This is a genomic window from Streptomyces parvus, assembly GCF_032121415.1.
Taxonomy (GTDB): domain Bacteria; phylum Actinomycetota; class Actinomycetes; order Streptomycetales; family Streptomycetaceae; genus Streptomyces; species Streptomyces globisporus_A.
In genome coordinates this window covers 6,690,406-6,714,295 of the sequence record NZ_CP135079.1, presented here as the reverse complement: position 1 = coordinate 6,714,295, position 23,890 = coordinate 6,690,406, and the positions used below count along the sequence as shown (strand labels likewise).

The following is a 23,890-nucleotide window of genomic DNA, read 5'->3' as shown; positions in this document are numbered from 1 at the left end:
CGATGAGCACCCGCACCGCAACCGCCGCCCCGCCCGCCGCCGTGAAGACGGTGGCGGGCGCGGCCGGTCCGGCCGGGGCCGTGTCCCCGGCGGCGGCCGCCCCGCCGGCCCGTCGCGGCCGGATGTTCCTCCTCGCGCTCGCGGGGCTCCTCGCCCTGGGCGCCCTCGCGCTGACGCACGTGAGCCAGGGCACCGCCGCCGTCGATCTGCACACGCTCTGGCAGCTGGCGACCGGCTCCTCGTCCGACCGGACCGCGCACGAGCAGACGGCCGCCGTGGTCCTGGACTCCCGGCTGCCCCGGCTCGCCGCGGGACTCCTCGTCGGGTGCGCGCTCGGCGCGGCGGGCGCGGCCCTCCAGTCGGTGTCGCGCAACATGCTGGCGTCCCCCGACACGCTCGCCGTGAACGCGGGCGCGTATCTCGCGGTGGTCACCGTCGCCGCGTTCGGCATCTCCCTGCCCGCACTGCCCGCCGGGGCCACGGCGTTCCTCGGCGGGCTCCTCGCGGCGGCCGTCGTGCTCGGCCTGTCCCGGGCCGGGGCCGGACCCATCCGGCTGGTGCTGGCGGGATCCGCGCTCACCCTCGCGCTGTCCGGGCTGAGCGGGATGCTCCTTCTCCTGCGCTCCCAGCAGACGACCGGGCTGTTCGCCTGGGGCAATGGCTCGCTGGCCCAGATCGGCATGCAGTCCATCGACCGGCTCGCCCCGGTCGCGCTCGTGGCGTTCGCCGGGCTCATGCTGATGGGCCGACGGCTGGACATCCTCGCCCTCGGCGACGACGGGGCGGCGGTCGTGGGGGTGAGCCCCCGGCTGACGCGCAGCATCGCGGTGATCCTCGCGGTGCTGCTGGCGGCGGTGTCGGTGGCGGTCGCGGGGCCGGTCGGCTTCGTCGGCCTGTGCGCGCCCGCGGTGGTCCGGCTGCTCAGCACCTGGATCCCGGGCCTGGTCCGGCACCGCGCGTTCATCCCCGCGTCGGCGCTCGCGGGCGTGCTCGTGGTGGTCGGCGCGGATGTGCTGCTGCGTGCGGTGTTCGGCGCCCAAGCGGGTGCCGAGGTGCCGACCGGCATCGTCACGACCTGCTTCGGTGCGCTCGTCCTGGTCTTCCTGGCCCACCGGTCGCGCGACATGGGCACGGACAGCGGCTCCACGGCGTTCGCCCGGCTGCGCAGCCGACGCGCGTTCGTCGTCACCCTGGTGGCGACGGCCGCCGGGCTGCTCGGCGCGATCGTGGCGGCGACGCTCTTCGGCGACGCGACGCTGCTGCTGGGCGATGTGGGCAACTGGCTCGCGGGCCGGTCGGGGCAGTTCGTCACGTACGTCCTCGACACCCGGGTCCCCCGGGTCGCCGCCGCCCTGCTGGCCGGTGCGGCACTGGCGGTCGCGGGAACCGTCGTCCAGGCGGTGTCGCGCAACCCGCTCGCGGAGCCGGGCGTCCTCGGCGTCGTCAGCGGGGCCGGGGTGGGCGCGGTCGCCGTGCTCACCGTCGTACCCATGGCGAGCTTCTGGCTGATCGGCGGCTCCGCGCTGGCCGGTGCGGCGGCGGCCGCGGCGCTGGTGTTCGGGCTCGCCGCACGGCGCGGTCTGGAGCAGAACCGCCTGGTGCTGATCGGTATCGGGGTCCAAGCGGGTGCGGGCGCGTTCGTGAGCCTGCTGATCGTGCTCACCGACCCGTACAACGAGACGAAGGCGCTGGCCTGGCTCGGCGGTTCGACGTACGGGCGGACGTTCCCCGAGCTGGTACCGGTGCTGGTGGCGCTGGTCGTCGCGCTGCCGGTCCTGGCGGTGATGCGCCGTGAACTGGACCTGATCGGGCTGGACAACGAGACTCCCGCCCTGCTCGGCGTGCGGCTCGGCACCACCCGGCTGGGCCTGCTGAGCCTCGCCGTCCTCCTGACGGCGGGAGCCGTGGCGGCGGTCGGCGTGATCGGGTTCGTCGGCCTCGTCGCCCCGCACGCGGCACGCGCTCTGGTGGGGCGCCGCCACGCGCGGGTCCTTCCGGTCAGCGCGCTGCTCGGCGCGCTGCTGGTGGTCGTGTCCGACACGGTCGGCCGGACGGTCATCGCCCCGGCGCAGATCCCGGTCGGCCTGCTCACGGCCGTGATCGGCGCCCCGTACTTCATCTGGCTGCTCTGGCGGTCGAGGCGCGAGGGCTGACGGGCCGGCGCGGGGAGTCCCGAGACCTCGGGGAGCGATGACGAGCTTCCCTGCGAGGGGCTCCCCCGGACGCCCTCCGAGCAAGGAGCCCCGCCCCGGGAGCGCGCGTGCGCCGTACCGGCGGTGCATGACCTCCGGTACGGCGCACGCCCCTGGTCCCGGCGGGCTCAGGCCGTGAAGCGGTACTGCCCCGAACCGATCACGAAGACCGCGCAGCCGTCGTCCCTGCGCGGGAAGCGGGCGCCGGGGCGGGTGACGTCCTCTGCGCGGGCGGACGGGATCCAGACCTCGGCGGTGGTGTTCAGCGGCAGGCCCACGGCCAGGTGGAAACGGCTCTTCTCCGTCTTCCGGTCGGTGGTGACGGGCCCGTGGAGCGAGGCGAAGCGGCCCCGGGCGCGGTACGACGACATCGAGTTCGCGGCGGCCGCGGTGCCGCTCACATCGGTGAGGCGGCCTGCGGCGACGACGGGGGCGCCGGCGGCCGGTCTGCTCCTGGAGGAGACGGGGGCGGGGGCCGGTGGACCGGGGCGCGGGCCGGGGGTCAGAGGTGGGTGAGGAGCCCCTCCAGCGGCCGGGGCAGGCGGCTGGGGTCCAGGGCTTCGGTCAGCGCTCGGGCGTAGTGCTCCTTGCGGCCGCCGATGGTTCCCATGAAGCGCCGCAGCTGCGCCTCGACCGGCCGCTGCCGCTGGGCGGGCTGCCGCTGGAAGAGCCGGAAGGTACACAGGTCGCCCTGGTCGTCGATGACCTGCTGGACGCCGTCGGTGCCGAGCGCCCGGATCAGCTCGTCCTCCAGGTCGGCGTGGCAGGTGAAGAAGCCCAGCGTCTCCAGGTCGTCGGGGGCGAGAGCGGTGCCGAATCCGGTGCGCTCCAGGCCCTGGAGGAAGAAGCCCTGCTCCGCCGCGTCGCAGAGACCGGCGGGCCGGACACCGAGGCCGTCCGGGCCGAGCAGGCGCAGGAATCGGGTGATGCTGGTGGCACCCCCGAGCGGCACGACCACGACGCCTTCGGCGCTCAGGACGCGGCCCTGGCGTTCGGCGAGCGCCTCGACCGCCGCACGGTCGCTGACGCCCTCGACGAGGACCACCGTGCGCAGGCCCAGCCCGGCCGCCAGGTCACGGGCGGCCCCGGCCTCGGCGGGCGCCGGCGTGTCGCTGTCGTCCGCGGCCCAGGAGATGACCGTCTGCCTCAAGCGCGTCGCTGTGTCCACCCGGCCAGTCTCGCACCATGATCGGCGGGTGCGACAAGGGTTTTCGCGTACGCGGGCGGGGCCACGGGGCCCGTCCACCCGGGCGGCGCTACGTCACCGGGGCGCGGGAGGCCTGCGGGCCAGGTACAGGCCGACGCCCAGGGCGAGGGCCAGGACGCAGGCGGAGAAGGTCAGTCCGGCGTTCCGGAGTCCGATGGCGAGGGCGAGGGCGCCGACGCCGACGACCGGCAGGGAGATGCCCAGGTAGGCGATGACGAAGAACGCGGACACGGTCGCGGCCCGGTGCTCGGGCGGGGCCGCCGCGCTGATCGCCGCCACCGCACCGCGGAACGCCAGCCCCTGGCCCAGGCCGCCGCACAGGGCTCCGGCGACCAGCAGGGGCAGCGAGGTGAACAGCAGCGAGGCGCCGACCAGGAGGAGTCCCGCGACGAGCACGAAGCAGCCGCCCGGCAGCGCGCGGCGCTCGCCGACCCTCCCCATGAGCGCCTGTCCGGCCGTCGAGGCGAGGAAGACGGAGAAGACGACGAGACCGGTGAGGGCCAGGTTGTGCACGTCGAGCGTCTCGGCGACGAACGCGGGGGCGACCGCCGTGAAGAGGCCCAGCAGGGAGAACCCGGCGAAGGCGGCCACCGCCGATGTGGTGAACACGCCGCGCATCGAGGGCGGAACGGCCAGACCCTGGGGCCGCAGCCGCAGTCCCCTCACCCGGGCGGAGGCGACCGTCTCGGGGAGGAACCAGGTCAGCACCGCGGCCACGGCGATCAGTGCCAGATGCGCGAGGAAGGGGAGCCGCAGGGGCCAGGGGGCGTACTCGGCGAGCAGCCCCGACAGAAGCGGCCCGCACCCCAGGCCGCCCATGTTGGCGGCGGTCGCGGCCAGCCCGGCGCGTGCGGCGCGCCTCGGCGGGGCCAGCTCCATCACCGTGACCGTCGCGGCGCCGCTGAGCAGTCCGGCGGCGAACCCGGAGAGGAGCCGGCCGGCGAACAGGGCGGGGAGCCCTCCCTCGAACAGGAAGCAGAGCGCGCTGGCCGCCGAGAAGCCCAGCGCGGCCAGGAGGACCGGCCGTCGCCCCGCCTCGTCGGACACGTTCCCCGCGAGCAGCAGGGTGGCGATCACTCCGAGGGCGTAGACGGCGAAGACCACCGTCACCATCAGCTCGGAGAAGCCGAGCTGTTCCCGGTAGAGGCCGTAGAGCGGGGTGGGCAGCGTGGTGCCCGCCATGCCGATGGCGAAGACGGCCGCGGCGGCCGGGTAGCCGAGGCGCTTCCCGCTCCGTGGCTGAGGGGTCATGAACCGGCGGGCGGGGCCGCGGGGGTGATGTGGCTCAGCACGCACCGCCAGTGCTCGTCCCGCCGTACGAGGACGTCCGTGGTCCACTCGTCGGCGTCGAAGCGGCGGCCTCCGTAGTGGGCCGTGCTGGTGATCCGGGCGGTGACCGTCGCGGTGTCCCCGTAGACCCGGACCCTCGGCGGGGTGACGGCTTCCATCGCCGCATGGGTCAGGTCGCCGGACCGGACGTAGCCGAGGAACGCCTCCCGGTCCGTGATGCCGGACTCGGAGACGATGACCCACTCGTCGGCCATGAAGCCGGCGATCCGTTCCGCGTCGTTCGCGACGATCGCGGCGGCCCAGGCGTCGACGATCGCGGCGAGCCGGGCGGGCTCGGCCTCGGGCGTTCCCCGGTCCGGGGGCGGCTCGGCGGTCTCGTCCTCTCCGCTCTCTCCCATGCCGCGAGCGTAGCCGCGGGCCGGGCGGGCCGCGCGTCCTGGGGGGGGCGGGCGGGACCCGTACGCGGCCCGAGGCTGCGGCCGCCTGACGGCAGAAGGGCCGAAAGAAGTCTTGCGCGATCCCTTGACCGGTGTGGGACGAGGGTCCACAGTGACTCACTAATGCGCATTACTAATACGCATTAGTGATCCGGAGGAACACCGTGGAAGAACCCAGGAAGCGGGCCAGGCCGGGCCGCGCGCCCGCCCCCGCGGGCCGTACGTCCCGGCCGCGCCAGGCCGAGGTCGCCCGGCTCGCCGGGGTCTCGCAGGCCACTGTCTCGCTGGTGCTCGGGGCCCGGAAGCAGGGCGCGACGATCTCGGAGGAGACCCGCCGCAAGGTGCTCGACGCGGTGCGGGCGCTCGGTTATGTCCCCGATCCGGCGGCCAGCCGGCTGGCCGCCGCGCGGAACAACCTGCTGGGGGTCTTCAGCTTCACGTCCACGTTCCCGACCGAGGTGCAGCACTCGTACTACCCGTTCCTGGTCGGCGTCGAGCAGGAGGCCGCGGCGCGCGGCTACGACCTGGTGCTCTTCACCGGCTCCAGCACGGGCGGCGCGGGGGCGGCCGGGCCGAACGCCCTGGCCCGGGTCCGGCTCGCCGACGGTTGCCTGTTCCTCGGGCGGCACGCGCCGGCCGAGGAACTGCGGCGGCTGGTCGCCGACGGCTTCCCCGTCGTCCACCTGGGCCGCCGGGACGAGCTGGAGGGGCTCGCCTGGGTCGGCGCGGACTACATCAGCGCCAGCCGGGAGGTCGTCGCCCATCTCGCGGCGCTCGGCCACCGGCGCATCGTGCTGGTGCGGGAGGACGACGAGGCGCCCGCCTCCACCGACCGTGAACACGGCTTCCTCAAGGGCCTGGAGGAGGCGGGGCTGCCCGGCGGTCCCGCCGCCGTCTTCCGCTCCGCCGACCCCGAGCGGGAACTGACCGCGGAGCGGCTGCGCGGCTGGCTCGACGAGGGCGTCACCGCGTTCGTCGCGGAGGAGACCGACACCGGCGACGCCTGGCGCGCCCTGCACGGCGCCGCGCACTTCGTCGGGATCGACTGCCCGCGCGACGCCTCGCTGGCGCTGCTCGGCAGCCCGCCGCCGGACCTGGCCGAGGAACCCGTTCCCACCGGATTCGACATCCCCCGACCGCAGTTGGGGGCGGCGGCCGTCCGGATGCTCGCCGCGCTGGTCTCCGGGGAGGAGGCGGCCGAACCCCTGGTCGCCTGTACCTTCCGGCCCGGCTCCACGGCGGGCCCGGCCCCCGCCCGGTTCTGACCGCGGCCCCCGGGGGCCGTCACCGCACCGCAACGCACCACGCACGTCCAGCACTTCAAGGAGAACCGTGATACCCGAACCCGACATCCTCATCGTGGGCGCCGGACTCGGCGGGGTCGCCGCCGCCATCGCCGCCTGCCGGGCGGGACGCAGCGTCGTCCTCACCGAGGAGACGGACTGGATCGGCGGCCAGCTCACCTCGCAGGCGGTCCCGCCGGACGAACACCCGTGGGTCGAGGAGTTCGGTACCACCGCCTCGTACCGCACCCTGCGCGAGTCCATCCGGGACTACTACCGCCAGTGGTACCCGCTGCGTTCCGAGGCGCTGGCCCAGCGCACCCTCAATCCCGGGGCGGGCCGCGTCAGCAAGCTGTGCCACGAGCCGCGCGTCGCGCTCGCGGTCATGGAGGCGATGATCGCCCCCCACCGCTCCGCCGGACGGCTCACGCTGCTCACCGAGCACCGCCCGGTGGCCGCCGAGGCGGGCGACGACGACACCGTACGGTCCGTCACGCTGGCCGACACACGCAGCGGCGACCGCCGTACGATCAGCGCCCGTTACATCATCGACGCCACCGAGACCGGCGAACTCCTCGAACTCGCCGGGGTGGAGCATGTGATCGGCGCGGAGGCGCGGAGCGAGTACGACGAGCCGCACGCCCCCGAGGAGGCGCAGCCCCTCAACCAGCAGGGCATCACGGTGTGTTTCGCACTCTCGCACCACGAGGGCGAGGACCACACCATCGAGCGCCCGGCCGACTACGACTTCTGGCGCACCTACCAGCCGGAGTTCTGGCCCGGTCCGCTGCTGGGCTTCCTCGCCCCGGACCCGCGCAGCCTGGAGGCCGTCCCGCGCACCTTCGTGCCCAACCCGGAGCTGGACCCGCTGGACGTCAGCGCCGACCAGTCCGCCGACGCGGGCGACAAGGAGCTGTTCGGCTTCCGCCGGATCCTGGCCCGCAAGCTGCACCGTCCTGGCGCGTTCGACTCGGACATCACGCTGGTCAACTGGCCGCTCAACGACTACTGGTTGAAGCCGCTGATCGGCGACGGCGAGGAGACGGCGGCCGCCGCGCTGCACGGGGCGCGCCAGCTGTCGCTGTCGGTCCTGTACTGGCTGCAGACCGAGGCCCCCCGGGCGGACGGCGGCCAGGGGTTCCCGGGGCTGCGGCTGCGCCCGGACGTCACCGGCACGGCGGACGGCCTGGCGAAGGCCCCGTACGTCCGGGAGTCGCGGCGGATCAAGGCCGTCACCACGGTCACCGAGCACGACGTGTCGATCGACATCGTCGGCCCGTACGGCGGCACCCGCCACCGGGACTCGGTCGGCGTCGGCAACTACCGCATCGATCTGCACCCGTCGACCGGCGGCGACAACTACATCGACATCGGTTCGGTGCCGTTCGAGATCCCGCTCGGCGCGCTCATCCCCCGCCGGGTCCGCAACCTGCTGCCCGCGGGCAAGAACATCGGCACCACGCACATCACCAACGGCTGCTACCGGCTCCACCCGGTGGAGTGGAACATCGGCGAGGTCGCCGGCGCCCTGGCCGCCCACTGTGTCGCCGAGAACGTCGAGCCGCACCGGGTGCAGGCCGAGGACAAGCGGTTCGAGGTGTTCGCCCGGCTGCTGGAGCGCGACGGAATCCAGCGCCACTGGCCGGACGTACGCGGCTACTGACGGGGGCGCACCACCGCTCCATCTGTCCGGCCCCCGTACGACCTGTTTCACCGCACGGCCCCCAGGGGCGGCCGCGGAGCGCCGGGCGGGCGCAGCTCCACCTGCACCCGCCCGGCCCAGGACCCACGGCGTCTGCCGACGCCCGGTCCTGCCGCCCTCGCCCTGCCCACCCGCACAAGGAGGTGCCCAGCCATGAACACCCACCGCATCCGCGTCGGCATCGACGTGGGCGGGACCTTCACCGACGCCGTGGCCGTAGACGCCACGACCCTGCATCTGCTGGGGCAGGTGAAGGTACCCACCAGCCACCACCACGAGGACGGTGTCGCCCACGGCATCGTCGAGGCTCTCGACCGGCTGCTGGAGCAGACCGGCCACACGCCCGAGGACGTGACGTTCCTCGCCCACGGGACAACTCAGGCTACCAACGCCCTGCTGGAGGGCGATGTGGCCACCGTCGGCCTGATCGGCATCGGCACCGGCCCGGGTGCTGCGCTGACCCGCCGGCTGGCCGCCTTCAGGAAACTGGAGCTGACCCCGGGCAAGCGGCTGCCGCTCGTCTACGCCCATGTCGGCGACGCGGACGACGCCCCCGCCGTACGCGCCGCGCTCGACGAGGTCGTCCGGGAGGGAGCCGAAGTCGTCGTCGCGAGCCAGCCGTTCAGCGTCGACCGTCCCGAGGGCGAGGAGGCGGTCGCGGCGGCCGCCCGGGACCGAGGGCTGCCGACGACGGCCGCCCACGACATCACCTCGCTGTACGGGCTCCACAAGCGGACCCGGACGGCCGTGGTGAACGCGGCGATCCTGCCGCGGATGCTCGCCACCGCCGACCTGGTCGACGCCTCGATCACCAAGGCGGGGGTGAGCGCGCCGCTGATGGTGATGCGCTGCGACGGCGGGGTGATGTCGCTGGACGAGATGCGGCGCAGACCGCTGCTGACGGTGCTGTCGGGTCCGGCGGCGGGCGTCGCCGGGGCGCTGATGCAGGAGCGCATCAGCGAGGGCCTGTTCCTGGAGACCGGCGGCACGTCCACGGACATCAGCGTGGTGCGGCGCGGCAAGGTCGCCGTGCGGCACGCCACGATGCTGGGCAGGACGTCGTACCTCTCGGCGCTCGACGTGCGGACGGTCGGCGTGGGCGGCGGTTCGATGGTCCGGGTCGACGGCGGCAAGGTCGTCGGCGTGGGGCCGCGCAGCGCACACATCGCGGGTCTGCCGTACGCCTGTTTCGCGAGCGCGGAGGACCTGCGGGACGCGAAGGTGACCACCATCCGGCCGATGGCCGACGACCCGGCGGACTACGCGGTGCTGGACGCGGCGGGAGGACGGTTCGCGATCACCATGACCTGTGCGGCGAACGCGCTCGGGCGGGTTCCGGAGGGCGACTTCGCCCGCTGCGACCAGGACGTGGCGCGGGCCGCGCTCGCCCCCCTGGCCGCCGCGCTCGGCACGGATGTCGCCACGGCGGCGACGAAGCTGCTGGACGCGGGCACCGACCAGGTGAAGTCCGTGGTGGAGACGATGATGCGCGACTACCGCCTGGAGAAGGACACCGCGGTGCTCGTCGGGGGCGGCGGAGGGGCTGCTTCGGTCACCCCGCATCTGGCGGCCGTCACCGGCCAGGAGGGGCGGATCGCCCGGCACAACGAGGTGATCAGCCCCATCGGGGTGGCCCTCGCCCTCATCCGGGAGCAGGTCGAGCGGATCATCCCGGGCGCCCGCCAGGAGCAGATCCTCGCCGTACGGGCGGAGGCCGAGGCCGCCGTCATCGCCCAGGGGGCCGCCGCCGACGGGGTGGAGGTGGAGGTGACCGTCGACCCGCAGACCAGCACCGTGCGGGCGGTCGCGACGGGCGCCACCGAGCTGCGCACCCAGGACCGTGCCCACCGGGCGGACGAGGCGGACCGGCTGCGGGCCGCAGCCGACAGCCTGCGCACCGACCCGGCGTCCGTGCGGGTCCTGGCGGGCACCCCCGCCCACACGGTGTACGGCACCGAGGTGCGCCGCCGCTTCCGCGCGGACCGGCACCCGGTGCGGGTGGTGGACGCGGACGGCGTCGTACGGCTGCACGCCCCGGACGCCCGGGTCGAGACGACGACGGTGGGCCGGGCCCCCGAGGTGCTGGCGGGCCTGGTGAAGGAGGCCACGTCGTACGGGGACGGCGGGGTCCGGGCTCCGGCGCTGCGGCTGCTGCTCGGCTCCCGCATCGCCGATCTGTCGGGGGTCCTCGATCCGGACCCGCTGCTGGCGCTGGCCCGCAGCGAGCTGCGGTCCCGGGCCGCCGACGAGCCGGTCGTGGCCGTGGTGGAGGTGCGGTCGTGACGGCCGCCCTGCTGGACCGGGCGGCGCGCGCGGCCATCGCGGAGCTGGAGGCCGAGGACGACATCGAGTTCGGCGTACGGCTGCTGCGGAACACGCCCACGCACGAGCGGCGCGATCCTCAGCTGCTGCGCCACTGGGCCGCCGTGGCGGACGCGTTCGGGGCGGGGCTGCCGCCCGTCGCCGCCACGGCCCGGATCGTGGAGAGCGACGGGGGGCTGGCGAAGGGGCTGCTGGCCCGCTACACCTCGCGCCCGGTCCCGACCGTCGAGCTGTTCACCGACACGCTGGCGCTCGCCGACGAGCTGATCGACCTGCTCGGCTGGCGGCACTGGTACCCGGCCGGTTCGGTACGGGCCGCCGCCATCGCCCACGAGGCGGTGCACGAGCAACTGCACCACGGGCCGCGGAAGAAGGGCCTCAAGCGCGCTCTGGACCACGTCGTGCTGCGCGCCGGACGGCACACCCTGTACGGCCATGTCGCGGGCGCCGACGAGATCGCCGCCCATGCCCACGCCCGCACGGTCTGCGGCCTCGGCCGCAGCCCCCTCCTGCTGACGGCGGCGCTGGCCACCGCGGCCGAGCCGCGGCACGGGTCCCCGCACGGATCCCCGCACGGAAGAGAGAAGTAACGCCATGGGCGTCGTCATCCTTCTTGTCATGGCGGCCGGTGTCGCCGCGATGCTCACCCGCAAGCTCCCCACCGGTTTCGCGCTCGTCCTGCTGGCCGTCGCCATCGCCTTCATCGCGGGCGCGCCGCTGACCGGCGAGAACAGCGTTCTGGACACAGTCCTCCAGGAGGGCGCCCCGGCGCTCGCGGCGACGATGGTCGCCATCCTGCTCGGCTCCTGGCTGGGCAAGCTGCTGGACGAGACGGGTATCGCGGGCACCCTGGTCCGCAAGATCGTCGAGTTCGGCGGGGACCGCCCGGTGGTGGTCGCCCTCGGCGTCCTCGCGGTCTCCACACTGGTCGGTACGGTCACCGGTTCGGCCCCCGCGGCGATGCTCGCCGGGATCATCGGCATCCCGGCCATGATCGCCGTCGGCATCCCCAAGGTCACCGCCGCCGGGACCATCCTGATGGGCATCGCCGCGGGCATGCCCTTCGAGCTGCCGATCTGGCAGTTCTTCTCCACCGCGCTGGAACTGCCCATCCCCACGGTGCGCGGCTTCATGCTGAAGCTGTTCCCGTTCGCACTGGCCGCCGCCGTGCTGTTCGTCCTGATCGAGACGCGGCGCCGGGGTGTGGAACACGCCTGGTCGCTCAAGTCGGCCTCGGCGAAGCCTGTTTCGCGCCGTGAGCAGCTGGGCGACGCCCCGTGGTACGCCCTGCTCACCCCGGTCGTGCCGCTGGTGCTGGCTCTCGGCTTCGAGGTGGCGATCCTGCCGTCGATGCTGGCCGGCGTGCTGTACGCGCTGCTGACCACCACCCGGCCGCGTGAGATGAACAAGCGGCTGCTGCGCACCCTGTACGGGGCGTTCGAGGTGGCGGCGGCCCCGATGGTCCTGTTCATCGCGATCGGCATCCTGCTCGCGGCGGTCAAACTGCCGGGCGCGGTGGAGTCGTTGGAGCCGCTGGTCAAGGCGGTCAGCCCGCAGAACCCGGTGCTGTTCGTGCTGGTGTTCACGCTGCTCGTACCGCTCTGCCTGTACCGGGGTCCGCTGAACGTCTTCGGTCTCGGCGCGGGGATCGCCGGGGTCCTCATCGCCGCGGGCATCTACCCGGCCGTCGCGGTGCTGGGGCTCGCCACCTCGTACAACCAGGTCTTCGGGGTGTCGGACCCCACCAGCACCCAGACCGTGTGGAGCGCGCAGTACGCCGGGGTGACCCCGCAGCAGGTGATGCTGCGCACCCTGCCGTACGTCTGGGCCGTGGCGCTCGGCGGCTTCTGCGTCACCGCCGCCACCTATCTGTGATCCATCACTTCTCGGGACGGAGAACGACATGACACAGCACCAGGACTCACCCCTCACACCCGACGCGGGCCGGCCGAGCCGGCGGATCTTCCTGCGCGGGACGGTCGCCGGGATCGCGGCGACCGCCGGACTGGCCGCCGCCGGAGCGACGGCGAGCCCCGCGGCGGCGGCGCCGGGCGGCTTCCCGGACTACAAGCACCTGAAGCCGCTGCTGACGCCCTCCCAGCTCACGTACAACCCGACGGGCGAGATCATCTTCCCGTGCATCCGAGGCGTCTACGACCGGCTGGCCGACCCGCTGGGCCGCTACTACCTCTACTACGCCCCGCACGACGCCCCCGGCGGTATCTGCCTGGCCTACGGGAACTCGCTGGAGGGCCCGTTCACGGAGTACCCGGCGAACCCGATCGTCTCCAACAACTGGCAGCCGCACTACAAGGTCAGCCACGTCTCCTCGCCGCACGTCCTGTGGAACGAGGACGTCAAGGAGCTGTGGCTGTACTTCCACGGCGAGAACCACACCACCCGCCTCGCCCGTTCCAAGGACGGCATCAACTTCACGTACGACAAGACCGTGCTCACCAGGGACATGCTTCCGGCCGGCACCAGCGAGACCTCCTACGCACGGGTGTTCCGGCACGACCTGCCCGCGCGCGACGCCCGGTACGTGATGCTCTTCATGGTCAACAACCAGTCGAACCGCCGTGATATCGGCTGGGGCTGGTCGAAGGACGGCCGCACCTGGACGTTCGCCCAGCAGCCGTTGATCCGGCACTCGGACGTCGGCGCGAACAACATCAGCGGCGCGCACCTGCTGACCCGTAACAACACGGCGTACGTCGTCTACCACACCGGCAAGGACACCGGCGGAAACATGCTGATCACCGAGGTCGGCAACGACTTCTCCCGCCGCAACCACCTCGGCCTCTTCTACGATTCGGGCAACGCCGCACCGGAGAACGGCCGGGCCGCCGCACCCAGCTTCGGTACGGACCGGGGTGTGCCGTACATGGTCTACGAGGCGGGCGAGCGCCTCAAGGGCTCGATCTGCGTGGCCCGCGGCTGACGTGGGTAGGGCAGGGGTGCGCCGGACGCGTGTCCGGCGCACCCCTGCGCGCGTCCCCCGCACCCCGGGGCCCCGGACCGCGTCGCACCGAGGGAGGCTTGCCCCACCCATGCCCCACCACCCCAACCTGGACCCCGAGATGGCGGCAGCGCTCGCGGCCGACCCGCCGCCGGCCACGGTTCTCCACGGCCTGCCGTACGAGGAACTGCCCGCGCTGCGGGCCGAACGCGCCGCGCGGCCCGTGGCCCCGCCCGCCGAGGGCGTGGTGGTGACCGACCATCAGCTGCCGGGCCCCACTCCGCTCCGGGTCCGGACCTACCGGTCACGGGCGGTGGGCTCCCGCCTGCTGCCCTGTCTGCTGTGGGTGCACGGCGGGGGCATGGTGCTGGGCTCTCCCGAGATGGACGACGCCCGGGTCTCCGCGTACGCCCTGGGGGCGGACTGCGTCGTGGTCTCGGTGGACTACCGGCTGGCGCCCGAACACCCCTATCCCGGAGCCGTGGAGGACTGCTACCGCGCCCTGCGGTGGGCGGCGGACCAGGCAGAGCCTCTGCGGATCGACCCCGGGCGCCTGGCGATCGGGGGGATCAGCGCGGGCGGCGGGCTGGCGGCCGCCACCGCCCTGCTGGCCCGGGACAGCGGCGGCCCCGAGCTGGCTTTCCAGTTGCTGCTCTGCCCGATGCTGGACGACCGCAACACCACTCATTCCAGCCGGGAGTTCACCGAGGCGGTCACCTGGCCCCGCGCCAACAACCTCTACGGCTGGGCGGCCCTGCTCGGCCCACGCGCGGGAGGCGACGAGGTACCCCCGTATGCCGCGCCCGCCCGCGCGACCGATCTGTCGGGGCTCCCTCCGGCGTACGTCGACGTGGGGGAGCTGGAGGTCTTCCGCGACGAGTGCGCGCGGTACGCGCTGCGCCTGATCGAGGCGGGGGTGTCGACCGAGTTCCATCTGTGGCCGGGCGCGTTCCACGGGTTCGACGGCACGCTCCCCCACCTCGCGCTGCCGCGCCGGGCGGCCCGCGAACAGATCGCGGTGCTGCGCCGGGCGCTGGGCGGGGCTTCCCGGCGGCCCGAACCCGGGTCGGGCGCACCCGCCCCCGGGGCTTGAGCGCCAACCGGCGGCCGACGACCGCGTGGGCCGAGCCGAAGGGCGCCCCTCGGCTCGGTGGGCACCGGCTTACCAGGCAGTCCGGCCCGAAGGGCTTTCGTCGGCGCTGTCCTGCAGGGCGATCTGTACGCACACACGCTTGCCGACAGCTTCCCGGCGGAGCTCGAAGCTCTGACAGACCCCGAGAACGAGCTCCAGCCCGTGCCGGCCGATCCTGGCCGGATCAGCAGGCGAAGGAGCAGGCAGGACGGCGCCGGAGTCCCACATCATGATGCTCAGCATGGTCCCGGCGGACTCGACGTCGAGCAGGCAGGGACCCGGGGCGTACTTGCACACGTTCGTGGCGAGCTCGCTGACCACCAGCTGAGCGACGTCCATCGCCCGCCCGGACACCGCCCACCCGTGCTGCGACTGGCCCGTGGAGAGGAACTCCCGTACGAAGCTGCGCGCCCGACCGATATCACCCGAGGTCATCTCGTACGCAGCGCTGCTTCGCACGGTGGCCGTGGTGACCTCCAGCCGTCGCCGGTCCGTGCCCTCGTGAGCTGTCAGCCGTTGCATGAGTACCCCGTTCTCGTCAGCTGCGCCCCGCAGCCGCGGAAACCGCATACCCGCCCCTGAACATTTCAAGCCACCCGCTTCGAGCCTGCCCGCTCGGGCGAGGTTGCGCCGGGTCTCCCCAGCTCGGCGGGCCCCGACGGCGAGGCGTCCCGCCTTCGCGGGCCTGTGCGCCGTGTGGTCGCTCACGGCCGGCGGACCGTCGGCATCGGAGGCTCAGGAGCACCGCACGAGCGACCGCCCTCGACGCGCCCTGGGGCCGTCGACAGCCCATCACGCCGCTACGGGGCCTCCTCGCCCGGGTGAATGCGGACATCCCCGGCGCAGGGCCGGATGCCGGACAGTGCTCGCAAAGCGCATCCAGGAACAAAGGATGCGTCAATTACCGGCGGATATTCTTGACCGCCGGGTAAAAATCCGCTGCGTGACAAGTGGAGGCTCTGCGGTTAGTGTTGGCACGGATTCGGGGCCCGAACTCTCGTTTTGGTTCACCCCGTGCGGCCTTGATCGGCCACCGGCTGGAACGCACCACCAGGGGGAGGAAGCCGTGCCTCAGCCAGCTAACCTCTCACGGTTACGCGACACCTGCGGGACCAGGTGGATGACCGCACCGAACCACCGCGATCCGGACCGGTCCCGCCTGCCGCGGCGCCGGGGACACACCCCCGGCCCGCTGTTCCCGAGGATGTCACAGAGCCTTAACGTGCACAGCCAGACGAGGAATCAAAGGCCCGCGAAAGTGGAACCGGAAGCCGGCCGGGTGCGTCCTTCACTGGGAATTATCTGTCCACGCAGGTTTTCTACGCGTCGGTAATAAGCGCCGACCCGGAATGGGATTTCCGCCTGAATACTCGGCGGTATCCCGGCATCAATACGGTCGCGTGCCCGCGCGCTCCGCAGTTCCGCCCTCCGCCACACCGGAGCGGACTTCCCGTCCGCGGCACGGGCGTCATCTCGCGAGTGCGGTTCAACACATTCACAACATGCCGAACGACACGCGGCGTCACCCGCCGCGCTGGAAGTACGAGGGGTTCTGGTATGGCCGAGACGGGCGGACGCGGACTGGTGGTCCTGCACTCGTCACCTTTGATACGCAAGGCGATCCTCGATCTGTTCCGGGGTGATCCGAGCGTCACCGTACTGGGGGGCTGCCCCCACCCGACCGCGGTCGGCAGCCTCCCCGGCGGCCGGCCCGACGTGGCACTCGTGGAGTACGAGCAGTGGCAGGAGGTCCTCGGCAACCTTGCGTACTGGAGCGGCACCCGCGTCATCCTCTACAGCAGGGACAACGCCCCCCGCAGCGTGGTGGACAGCATCAGGGGCGGGGCCGCCGGGTTCGTCCACGAGTCGTGCCCGCCCGAGTCCATCGTCAAGGGACTGCACGAGGTGCTGAGTGGACGCGGCTTCTGGCATCTGGGCGCGGACGAGCCACCACCGGAGACCCGGAAGACCGGGTCGTCAGGCGCGTGGAAGCTGAGCGGGCGTGAGGAGGAGATCCTCGGCCTCTTACTCCGTCGGCGCTCCAACGAAGAGATCGCCCAGGAGCTCTGCCTCACCCAGCAGACCGTCAAGAACTACGCGAGCCGGGTCTTCCACAAGGTGGGCGTATCCGGGCGCAAGGAGCTGTTCAGAATGCTGAGGCCCTGCGGATGACCCCTTCACCGACCGCACCCGAACCAGCGGCGAGCCCGCTCCTGGTCGAGCACAACGGGCGGGTGGTCACTCTCACGCTGTGCCGCCCGCACCGCCGCAATGCGATGTCCACCGCAATGCTGGAGCAACTCGCGGCTGAATTAATACAGTTGACAAAGGCGAAGAGCGGGTCTCCGGGTGCGTTGGTGCTCACCGGGGCCGGTGGGACCTTCTCCAGCGGCGCGGACACCCGGGAACCCGACTGGCGCGATCTGTCCCGCCGCGCGGTACGGCGGGCCCACTTCCGCACGGTCTTCGAGGCGTTGCACGCGGCCCCCTTCCCCGTGGTCGCGGCCGTGGAGGGGTACGCGCTCGGGGGCGGGCTCGAACTGGCCCTGGCCTGCGATCTGGTGGTGGCCGGGGAGGGCGCCCTGTTCGGGCTCCCGGAGCTCGGTGTGGGTGCGGTGCCGGGCGGCGGGGCGGTCCACTCGCTGCTGCGCCGGGCCGGGCGCGGGGTGGCGGCCCGGATGCTGCTGATACCCGGTGAGCGCGTACGGGCGGACGAACTCGCCCGGCTCGGCGCGGTGGAGCGCACGGTTCCCGACGGCGAGGCGCTCGCAGCGGCGCGGGAGCTGGCGGCGTCGGTGGCCGCCGGAGATCCGGCGCTCCTGGCTGCGGGGGTCCGGCTGTTGCGGGACTCCGGGCATCTGGACCGCACGAGCGCGCTCGGGGTGGAGAACGGCTACTGGTGGCAGGCCGCCTCGGCCGCGAACCGCGAACCGGCTCCCCCCGGGCCCACCCCGTCCTGAACACCCCGCGACAGGAGCCTTTCGCGCCACCGCCGGTGGGCGCTTCGTTGCAGCAGGTGAACCACCCCGTTAGTCTGTTGATCAGATTCAGTAATCAGTGAATGTGCTGTACGTACCGTACACCTGTCACTGCCCCCCACCCCCGATGCCCGCCGGACGACCCCGGCCGACCCTGGACGCACGAGCCGTGGGCGCAAGAGGAGAGCAGAAGAGACGTGACCCCTCTCATCGAATGTACGGACGTCACCAAGAAGTTCGGTGACTTCACCGCGTTGAGCCGTCTGAACCTGACGGTCCCCCAAGGCGTGGTCTACGGATACCTGGGACCCAACGGGGCGGGCAAGAGCACCACGATCCGGATGCTCATGGGCCTGTCCCGGCCCACCTCCGGCCAGGTCCGGGTGCTCGGCCAGGACCCGACCGACCCCGAGGTCCGCGGGCGCATCGGCTACCTCCCGGGCGAACTGCGGCTGGACGACCGGCTGACGATCGGGCAGACACTGGCGTCCTGGGGGCGGCTGCGGGGGCTGACGGACACCGCCCACCGGGACGATCTGGTCCAGCGGTTCGGGGTCGACCCCTCGCGCAAGGTGCGCGGGCTCTCCACCGGCAACCGCCGCAAGGTCGGCCTGGTCGGCGCCTTCATGGCCAGGCCGGAGCTGCTGATCCTGGACGAACCGACCAACGGACTCGACCCGTTGATGCAGCAGGTGTTCCTCAGCACCGTCGAGGAGGCCCGGGACAACGGACAGAGCGTGCTGCTCTCCTCGCACATCCTCTCCGAGGTCGAGCGCGTCGCCGACCTGGTCGCGGTGCTCCAGGGCGGCAGGCTCGCCGCCTCCGGCCCGACGCGGGAGTTGCGCCGCCGCGCCGCGCAGCGCTTCCACATCACCTTCGCCGAGGGCGAGGAGGTCCCGCTCACCGGGCTGGCCGCCCTGGACGGGGCGTCGGCCGTGGAGCGCCGCACCCCCGAAGGCCAGGAGGTCTCGCTGGCCTGGGCCGGATCGCCCGACACCCTGCTGGCGTTCCTGGCGGGCCGCCGGATCACCACGCTCACCGCGCCCGAGCCGGACCTGGAGGAGGCGTTCCTGGAGTACTACCAGAGCGACCTCCCCGGCAGCCGGGGCTCCGCGGCCGCGGAGCCGTCCGCGGCAGCCGACCCGGTGCGATAGCCGCGTACCCCACCGCCACGGGTCTCACGTCACCAAGGCCGCCGCTCCCCCGGGCCGGCCGGAAGGGAAACACACCATGTCATCGCCCAGCTCGGAGATCTTCCGGCGCGGAGTACAGATCCAGAAGCGCACCCTGATCGCCTGGTCGGCCGCGCTGGTCCTGCTCGCACTCTCCGTCGTCGGCGCCTGGCCGTCGATGGAGAAGTCCGGCGCTCTGGAGGACTTCGCCTCCGGCGTCTCGCCGGAGATGGCCGCCGCGTTCGGGATCGACCAGATCAGCAGCGCCAGCGGCTACCTCAAGGGGAACCTGTACGCGGTGCTGCTCCCGCTGCTCCTCGGCCTGATGGCCGTGACCGCGACCGCCGCCCTGACCGGCGGCGACGAGGAGGCCGGGCGGCTGGAACTGCTGCTCGCGCTGCCGGTCGCCCGCCGCACCGTCTTCCTGGTGCGGTTCCTCTGCGTCGCCTTCGGACTGGCCGTCACCAGCGCGCTGGTGTGGCTGTCGGTGTACGGCTCGGTCGTCTCCTTCGACATGGACGTCTCCGGCGGCGGGGTCGCGGCCGTGACGCTGACGGTCGGACTGCTCGCCGTGCTGCACGCGGGGGTCGCATACGCCGTCGTCGGCTTCGGTTTCGGCCGCGGGCCGGCGCTCGGCGTAGCCGCGGGCGTGCTCGTCGTCGGCTATCTGCTGCATGCCATCGCACCCATGTCCGACACCCTGGAGCCGCTGTCGAGCGTCTCCCCCTGGGAGTGGGCGCTGGGCAACGACCCGCTGGTCAACGGGGTGCCGTGGGGCGGGGTCGCCCTGCTGGTGGGCCTGACCGCCGTGGTCGTCGCCGTCGGCACGTACGCGGTGGACCGACGGGACGTCAAGAACGCCTGACCCGCCCTCCCGCCTCGCCGCAGCGGCCCGGCCTCTCCTCCCACGGAGACGCCGGGCCGCTGCTGTGTGTACCGACGCGCCTACCGTACGAGAACAAGAAAAACGGTCAAAAAGAGAGTACTGACGGTCATCAAAGTTGGCACGCATGAGTACTTGACGGCCATATCGAGGCTCATGTACCGGCAGTTAGCTTCGGTCCATGGACAGCAGCCGAGACCCTTCCCCGGACCCCTCCGATCCCGTCGTGCTGACCGGCATCGGGTGCGTACTGCCCGGCACCCCCGATGTCCATGCCTTCTGGAGCCATGTCTCCACCGGAACGTCACAGGTGACCCGCCTGGAGAAGCCGGCGTTCGCCGCCGCCGGCCTGCCGGTGCACGCGGCCGCGCAGCTCGGCGCGTTCGACACCGCGGCCCGGCTGCCGGACCTCGCTCCGGCCCATGCCGCGAAGTACAACCGTGACATCCTGGCCACGATGGCCGCCGTCGGCGACGCGCTCGCGGACGCCGGGATCGCCCGCGGCCAGATCGCCCCGGAACGGCTGAGCATCGTCCAGTCCTCCTCCCGCGGCCCGCTGTCCTGGTGGGCCGAGACCATCACGTCGGGTCCGGAGCAGGATCCGTACGCCGGCAAGGCGACGGCCATGTTCCGCGGGCTGGCCGGCTGCCCGGCCACCCTGGCCGCCATCGCCGTGGGGGCGAAGGGCCTGGTCACCACGGTCAGCAGCGCCTGCGTCGGCGGCCATCACGCGATCGGCCTCGCCCTGCGCGAACTGCGGTCGGGCAGCGCCGACGTGGTGCTCGCCGGGGGCCACGAGTTCCCGATCACCCCCGAGGTCGCCCGCTGCTACCTGGGGCTCGGGGACGGGGTTCTCTCGCCGGAGCGCGAGGACCCCGCCGGCGCCGTCCGTCCCTACGACCGGGACCGGCGCGGATTCGCCCTGGGCGAGGGCGCGATGACGCTCTGCCTGGAGCGCGAATCGTCCGCCCGGGCGCGCGGCGCCCGGATCTACGCCCGGGTCCTGGGCCACCGCGCCCTCAACGAGGCCCACCACGCCACGAGCATGGACCTGGTCGGAGACGTCACCGCCTCGGTCGTCTCCGGGGTGCTCGACGATGCCGGGCGCAAGCCGGAGGAGATCGGCTACGTCTGCGGCCACGGCACCGCCACCCGGTACAACGACCTCGCCGAGAGCCGTGCCCTGCGCAGGCTGCTGCCGCACCACGACGACGCGGACCTGCCGCCCCACGGCTCCAACAAGCCGATCTACGGCCACACCTTCGGCATGGCCGGGATCATCAACGTCGCCGCCACCTCGCTGATGCTCCACCACCAGCGGCTGGCCCCGACCGCCAACCACCGCACCCCGGACCCCGAGTGCGACCACGACCACGTCGCTGAGGGGCCGCGCGACACCGAGTTCGACCTCGCGGTCTCGCTGTCCTTCGCCTTCGGCTCGCAAACCTCCGTCATGGCCCTGGAGCACGCATGACCACAGCGCCCGAGCGCCCCTTTGCCGGCGCCCCCTATCTGGCGAGCGGTCCCGACGACCTGATCAGCCGCTTCGTCCGCGCGGGCGACCACGTCCACGCGGCGGCAACGATGTCACGGCCCAACGCCCTGTTGAACGCGGTCTGCCGGACCTTCACCGGGACCCGCAGCCTGACCGTGAGCACCACCGCCGTGCACTCCAGCGCCCACGCGCTGGCCCTCTCCGGGGCCGTGCGCAAGGTGATCACCGGCTTCGTCGGCGACACCTACCCCTCGCCGCGCCCCAACCGCCTCTACCGTGAACTGGCCGAGGGCAGGCCGTTCGAGATGGAGATGTGGTCGCTGCTGAGCTACACCCAGCGACTGATGGCAGGGGCGCTCGGCCAGCCCTTCGCGACCACCGGTTCGATGCTCGCCGAGACCGACCTGCGGCACGGCAAGGAGGGCAGCCTCCACCTGGTGCCGCACCCCGAGGACCCGGACCGCACGGTCACCCTGCTCAGCCCGCTGCGCCCGCGCTTCACCCTCTTCCACGGGGTCGTCGCGGACCGCCGGGGCAATGTCGTGGCCTGTCCCCCGCTGGGCGAAGGCGCCTGGGCCGCGTACGCCGCGACCGACGGTGTCCTCGCCTCCGTGGAGGCGATCGTCGACGACGAGGCGATCGCGGCGATGCCCGACCGGGTCGTGATCCCCGCCGCCCGCGTTCTCGGCCTGTGCGAGGCCCCGCTCGGCGCGCACCCGCAGTCGCTGCGCACCGGCGGGCTCGCCGGGGTCGACGGCTACCTGGACGACTACGCCTTCCTCACCGGCATCGTGGCCGCCTGCAAGACCCCGGAGACCGCCGCCGCCTGGTACGAGGAGTGGGTCGGCGGGGTGCCGGACCACGCCGCGTACCTGGAGAAGCTGGGCGGGGCGCGCCGTACCGAGCTGGTCTTCCCCGCTCCCCCGGGCGGAAGCGCCGCCGCGGGGAAGACCCCCGCCCCGGTGGACGCCGACGCCGCGCCCACCGAGCAGGAGCAGCTGATCGTGCTGGGCGCCCGCGCGGTCGCGGACCTGGTGCGGGAGCGCGGCTACGACACGCTGCTCGCCGGGATCGGCACCTCGCACATGTCGGCGTGGCTGGCGGCCCGGCTGCTGGCCGACGACGGCGTCCAGGTGCAGGTGGCCGCCGAGCTGGGCCTCCAGTCGATGGACCCCGAGCCCGGTGACGTCTTCCTCTTCAGCCAGCGGCACGCGGAGCGTTCGCAGATGCTGGCCGGGGTCGCGGAGACGCTGGGCGGCGCGGTCGCCGCCAACCCGCGCTGCCTGGGCGTCCTGTCGGCGGCGGAGATCGACCCGGACGCCAACATCAACACGACCTTGCTGCCCGACGGCCGGTGGATCACCGGCTCCGGCGGGGCCAACGACATCGCCTCGTCGGTGGACTGCGTGGTGATCGCGGTCGCCTCGGCCCGCCGCTACGTCTCCCGGCTGACCCACCTGACCAGTCCGGGCCTGCGGGTTCGCGACGTGGTCAGCCAGTTCGGGCGCTTCACCCGGACGGGAGCCGGCACCGCCTTCGAACTGACGAGCTGGCTGCCGCCGGTACCCGGACGGGGCCGCACCGAGGCGGACCTCCCCGACGGGCCCGAGGCGGCGGTCCGCGACCTCACCGGCTGGGACTTCCCCGACGGCTCCACGGGGGTCGGCGCGTTCCTGACCGACGAGAAGGCCGTCACCAGCGAAGAACTCTCGCTCCTGCGCACCATGGACCCGGAAGGCTTCTACCGATGACCACGACCGCCGAGACCGTCCCGGACCCGACGACGGCCCACCTCAGGCCCCTGCCCCCGACCGCGATCGCCCCGGTGCGGCTCGCCGGGATCGGCCACTACTTCCCCGGTGAGCCGATCACCAACGCCCACTTCGAGCAGCTCGACGCGCTGGGCATCGACGACGCCTGGATCCGCGAGAACACGGGGATCGTCAGCCGCCACTGGCCGGCCGACGAGAAGGAGCGCGCGGTGGAGATGGCCGCCAGGGCGGTGGACGACGCGTTGAGCGCCGCCGGTCTGGGCCCGGACGACATCGACCTGGTCATCGGCACGACGTCCACGACCCGGCCGCGTACCAACCCCTCCAGCGCCACCAACAACTACATGGACATCTCGCTGCCGCTGCAGAAGCAGGTGGGGCTGCGTCACGCCACCTGCTTCGATGTGACCTCCGTGGCCTGCGCGGGTTTCATGTACGGCACCGCGACGGCCGCCGCCATGCTCCCGGCGCTCGGCATGCGCAACGCGCTGGTCGTCTGCGCGGAGAACCCGCGCCCGATCCTGAACTTCGACTACCGCTACTCGGCGCTGTTCGGAGCGGGGGCCGCCGCGGCGGTCTGGTCGGCGGACACCGCGGAGCGCGGTCTGCTGGACGTGGCGCTGCACGCGGACGGTTCGTACTTCGACGCCTTCGACATCGACGAGAACGACAAGATGCTGATGCGCGGGCGGGAGGTCGGCGCGGTCGGCCCGAAGCTGCTCTCCCACGTGGGCCGGGAGATCCTGGAGCGCAACAGCCTGACGGTGGACGACATCGACTGGTTCGTGCCCCACCAGGGCAACCTGAACATGATCAACCAGGTGTGCCGGACGCTGGAGATCCCGCGCGAGAAGCTGCTGACCAACATCCAGGAGCGCGGCAACACCTCCAGCGTCTCCATCCCGAGCTGCCTCTCGGAGAACCTGCGCGCGGGGAAGATCCGCTCCGGCGATCTCGTCGCGACGATCGGCATCGGGCGCGGCTTCAGCTGGGGCGCGATGCTCCTGCGCATCCCGTGAGCCCGGACGCTTTCTCCTCCGCCGGGGGTCCCCCGGCCCCACCGCAC

The 23,890-nt window shown here is 72.9% G+C and carries 20 protein-coding genes and 1 pseudogene; 16 read left to right on the top strand and 5 right to left on the bottom strand.

The genetic code is table 11. From position 1 onward, the window contains the following. Nucleotides 1-2 precede the first annotated feature (2 nt). Nucleotides 3-2,153 carry an iron ABC transporter permease gene (locus RNL97_RS31105; protein WP_030584232.1) on the top strand — a complete coding sequence of 717 codons (2,151 nt, stop codon included), beginning with the start codon at nucleotides 3-5 and terminating at the stop codon, nucleotides 2,151-2,153. Nucleotides 2,154-2,320: 167 nt separating this feature from the next. On the opposite strand, the gene RNL97_RS31100 is transcribed toward RNL97_RS31105, so the two are convergent. After that, nucleotides 2,321-2,563, bottom strand: coding sequence for an alpha-L-rhamnosidase C-terminal domain-containing protein (locus tag RNL97_RS31100; protein ID WP_234313407.1), 243 nt, complete (start codon nucleotides 2,561-2,563; stop codon nucleotides 2,321-2,323). Here RNL97_RS31100 and RNL97_RS31095 point away from each other — a divergent pair. Beyond that, nucleotides 2,553-2,708, top strand: a pseudogene (locus tag RNL97_RS31095) (LacI family transcriptional regulator); the annotation flags it as partial. The gene RNL97_RS31100 and the pseudogene RNL97_RS31095 sit on opposite strands and share 11 nt — an antisense overlap. Here RNL97_RS31095 and RNL97_RS31090 read toward each other — a convergent pair. The 3 genes from RNL97_RS31090 to RNL97_RS31080 form a co-directional block, all read right to left on the bottom strand. Next, nucleotides 2,695-3,360 (bottom strand): ATP-dependent endonuclease, encoded by a 666-nt coding sequence (locus RNL97_RS31090; protein ID WP_243316047.1) that lies wholly within the window; start codon nucleotides 3,358-3,360, stop codon nucleotides 2,695-2,697. The pseudogene RNL97_RS31095 and the gene RNL97_RS31090 overlap by 14 nt on opposite strands. A 93-nt stretch (nucleotides 3,361-3,453) precedes the next feature. After that, a complete protein-coding gene (locus tag RNL97_RS31085) occupies nucleotides 3,454-4,650 on the bottom strand; it encodes an MFS transporter (protein ID WP_243316046.1) in 1,197 nt (398 codons plus the stop codon). Then, entirely contained in the window at nucleotides 4,647-5,087 is a 441-nt protein-coding gene (locus tag RNL97_RS31080; RefSeq protein ID WP_243316044.1) for a nuclear transport factor 2 family protein, read from the bottom strand. The genes RNL97_RS31085 and RNL97_RS31080 overlap by 4 nt, the downstream gene beginning before the upstream one ends. Before the next feature lie 203 nt (nucleotides 5,088-5,290). Between RNL97_RS31080 and RNL97_RS31075 the strand changes: the two genes are divergently transcribed. The 7 genes from RNL97_RS31075 to RNL97_RS31045 all read left to right on the top strand — a co-directional run bounded on the left by RNL97_RS31075 (nucleotide 5,291) and on the right by RNL97_RS31045 (nucleotide 14,485). Continuing rightward, nucleotides 5,291-6,391 carry a LacI family DNA-binding transcriptional regulator gene (locus RNL97_RS31075; RefSeq protein ID WP_030584247.1) on the top strand — a complete coding sequence of 367 codons (1,101 nt, stop codon included), beginning with the start codon at nucleotides 5,291-5,293 and terminating at the stop codon, nucleotides 6,389-6,391. Between the two features lie 67 nt (nucleotides 6,392-6,458). Then, nucleotides 6,459-8,072, top strand: coding sequence for an FAD-dependent oxidoreductase (locus RNL97_RS31070; protein WP_030584250.1), 1,614 nt, complete (start codon nucleotides 6,459-6,461; stop codon nucleotides 8,070-8,072). A 192-nt stretch (nucleotides 8,073-8,264) separates the two neighbouring features. Then, complete coding sequence (locus tag RNL97_RS31065; protein ID WP_030584253.1) at nucleotides 8,265-10,394, top strand: hydantoinase/oxoprolinase family protein; 2,130 nt, start codon at nucleotides 8,265-8,267, stop codon at nucleotides 10,392-10,394. Further along, nucleotides 10,391-11,023, top strand: a complete 633-nt coding sequence (locus tag RNL97_RS31060; RefSeq protein WP_030584256.1) for a hypothetical protein — start codon at nucleotides 10,391-10,393, stop codon at nucleotides 11,021-11,023. Before RNL97_RS31065 ends, RNL97_RS31060 begins: the two co-directional genes overlap by 4 nt. A gap of 4 nt (nucleotides 11,024-11,027) precedes the next feature. Next, nucleotides 11,028-12,308 carry a TRAP transporter large permease subunit gene (locus RNL97_RS31055; RefSeq protein WP_030584260.1) on the top strand — a complete coding sequence of 427 codons (1,281 nt, stop codon included), beginning with the start codon at nucleotides 11,028-11,030 and terminating at the stop codon, nucleotides 12,306-12,308. Between the two features lie 28 nt (nucleotides 12,309-12,336). Next, on the top strand, nucleotides 12,337-13,374 hold the full coding sequence (locus RNL97_RS31050) for a glycoside hydrolase family protein (RefSeq protein ID WP_030584263.1): 1,038 nt from the start codon (nucleotides 12,337-12,339) through the stop codon (nucleotides 13,372-13,374). A gap of 109 nt (nucleotides 13,375-13,483) precedes the next feature. Next, nucleotides 13,484-14,485, top strand: coding sequence for an alpha/beta hydrolase (locus RNL97_RS31045; RefSeq protein ID WP_313751483.1), 1,002 nt, complete (start codon nucleotides 13,484-13,486; stop codon nucleotides 14,483-14,485). Between the two features lie 69 nt (nucleotides 14,486-14,554). On the opposite strand, the gene RNL97_RS31040 is transcribed toward RNL97_RS31045, so the two are convergent. Continuing rightward, on the bottom strand, nucleotides 14,555-15,046 hold the full coding sequence (locus RNL97_RS31040) for an ATP-binding protein (protein WP_313751482.1): 492 nt from the start codon (nucleotides 15,044-15,046) through the stop codon (nucleotides 14,555-14,557). 1,035 nt (nucleotides 15,047-16,081) lie between these two features. On the opposite strand from RNL97_RS31040, the gene RNL97_RS31035 reads away from it, so the two are divergent. The 7 genes from RNL97_RS31035 to RNL97_RS31005 all read left to right on the top strand — a co-directional run bounded on the left by RNL97_RS31035 (nucleotide 16,082) and on the right by RNL97_RS31005 (nucleotide 23,843). Beyond that, on the top strand, nucleotides 16,082-16,696 hold the full coding sequence (locus tag RNL97_RS31035; protein WP_030584272.1) for a response regulator transcription factor: 615 nt from the start codon (nucleotides 16,082-16,084) through the stop codon (nucleotides 16,694-16,696). Beyond that, nucleotides 16,693-17,484 carry an enoyl-CoA hydratase/isomerase family protein gene (locus RNL97_RS31030; RefSeq protein WP_030584275.1) on the top strand — a complete coding sequence of 264 codons (792 nt, stop codon included), beginning with the start codon at nucleotides 16,693-16,695 and terminating at the stop codon, nucleotides 17,482-17,484. Before RNL97_RS31035 ends, RNL97_RS31030 begins: the two co-directional genes overlap by 4 nt. 215 nt (nucleotides 17,485-17,699) lie before the next feature. After that, nucleotides 17,700-18,656 carry an ABC transporter ATP-binding protein gene (locus RNL97_RS31025; RefSeq protein WP_030584278.1) on the top strand — a complete coding sequence of 319 codons (957 nt, stop codon included), beginning with the start codon at nucleotides 17,700-17,702 and terminating at the stop codon, nucleotides 18,654-18,656. 76 nt (nucleotides 18,657-18,732) lie between these two features. Beyond that, nucleotides 18,733-19,539 carry an ABC transporter permease subunit gene (locus tag RNL97_RS31020; RefSeq protein WP_030584281.1) on the top strand — a complete coding sequence of 269 codons (807 nt, stop codon included), beginning with the start codon at nucleotides 18,733-18,735 and terminating at the stop codon, nucleotides 19,537-19,539. A gap of 199 nt (nucleotides 19,540-19,738) precedes the next feature. Next, entirely contained in the window at nucleotides 19,739-21,031 is a 1,293-nt protein-coding gene (locus tag RNL97_RS31015; RefSeq protein WP_030584284.1) for a beta-ketoacyl-[acyl-carrier-protein] synthase family protein, read from the top strand. Beyond that, on the top strand, nucleotides 21,028-22,803 hold the full coding sequence (locus RNL97_RS31010) for a CoA-transferase (RefSeq protein ID WP_313751480.1): 1,776 nt from the start codon (nucleotides 21,028-21,030) through the stop codon (nucleotides 22,801-22,803). Before RNL97_RS31015 ends, RNL97_RS31010 begins: the two co-directional genes overlap by 4 nt. Then, nucleotides 22,800-23,843 (top strand): ketoacyl-ACP synthase III, encoded by a 1,044-nt coding sequence (locus RNL97_RS31005; RefSeq protein WP_030584290.1) that lies wholly within the window; start codon nucleotides 22,800-22,802, stop codon nucleotides 23,841-23,843. The genes RNL97_RS31010 and RNL97_RS31005 overlap by 4 nt, the downstream gene beginning before the upstream one ends. Nucleotides 23,844-23,890: the final 47 nt, after the last annotated feature.

Bases quoted from the DNA above. Each gene is read 5' to 3' on its own strand.
- RNL97_RS31020 (WP_030584281.1), top strand. From the start codon at position 18,733: ATGTCATCGCCCAGCTCGGAGATCTTCCGGCGCGGAGTACAGATCCAG.
- RNL97_RS31040 (WP_313751482.1), bottom strand. From the start codon at position 15,046: ATGCAACGGCTGACAGCTCACGAGGGCACGGACCGGCGACGGCTGGAG.
- RNL97_RS31105 (WP_030584232.1), top strand. From the start codon at position 3: ATGAGCACCCGCACCGCAACCGCCGCCCCGCCCGCCGCCGTGAAGACG.
- RNL97_RS31055 (WP_030584260.1), top strand. From the start codon at position 11,028: ATGGGCGTCGTCATCCTTCTTGTCATGGCGGCCGGTGTCGCCGCGATG.
- RNL97_RS31085 (WP_243316046.1), bottom strand. From the start codon at position 4,650: ATGACCCCTCAGCCACGGAGCGGGAAGCGCCTCGGCTACCCGGCCGCC.
- RNL97_RS31015 (WP_030584284.1), top strand. From the start codon at position 19,739: ATGGACAGCAGCCGAGACCCTTCCCCGGACCCCTCCGATCCCGTCGTG.
- RNL97_RS31050 (WP_030584263.1), top strand. From the start codon at position 12,337: ATGACACAGCACCAGGACTCACCCCTCACACCCGACGCGGGCCGGCCG.
- RNL97_RS31045 (WP_313751483.1), top strand. From the start codon at position 13,484: ATGCCCCACCACCCCAACCTGGACCCCGAGATGGCGGCAGCGCTCGCG.
- RNL97_RS31080 (WP_243316044.1), bottom strand. From the start codon at position 5,087: ATGGGAGAGAGCGGAGAGGACGAGACCGCCGAGCCGCCCCCGGACCGG.
- RNL97_RS31100 (WP_234313407.1), bottom strand. From the start codon at position 2,563: ATGTCGTCGTACCGCGCCCGGGGCCGCTTCGCCTCGCTCCACGGGCCC.
- RNL97_RS31005 (WP_030584290.1), top strand. From the start codon at position 22,800: ATGACCACGACCGCCGAGACCGTCCCGGACCCGACGACGGCCCACCTC.
- RNL97_RS31035 (WP_030584272.1), top strand. From the start codon at position 16,082: ATGGCCGAGACGGGCGGACGCGGACTGGTGGTCCTGCACTCGTCACCT.
- RNL97_RS31010 (WP_313751480.1), top strand. From the start codon at position 21,028: ATGACCACAGCGCCCGAGCGCCCCTTTGCCGGCGCCCCCTATCTGGCG.
- RNL97_RS31065 (WP_030584253.1), top strand. From the start codon at position 8,265: ATGAACACCCACCGCATCCGCGTCGGCATCGACGTGGGCGGGACCTTC.
- RNL97_RS31030 (WP_030584275.1), top strand. From the start codon at position 16,693: ATGACCCCTTCACCGACCGCACCCGAACCAGCGGCGAGCCCGCTCCTG.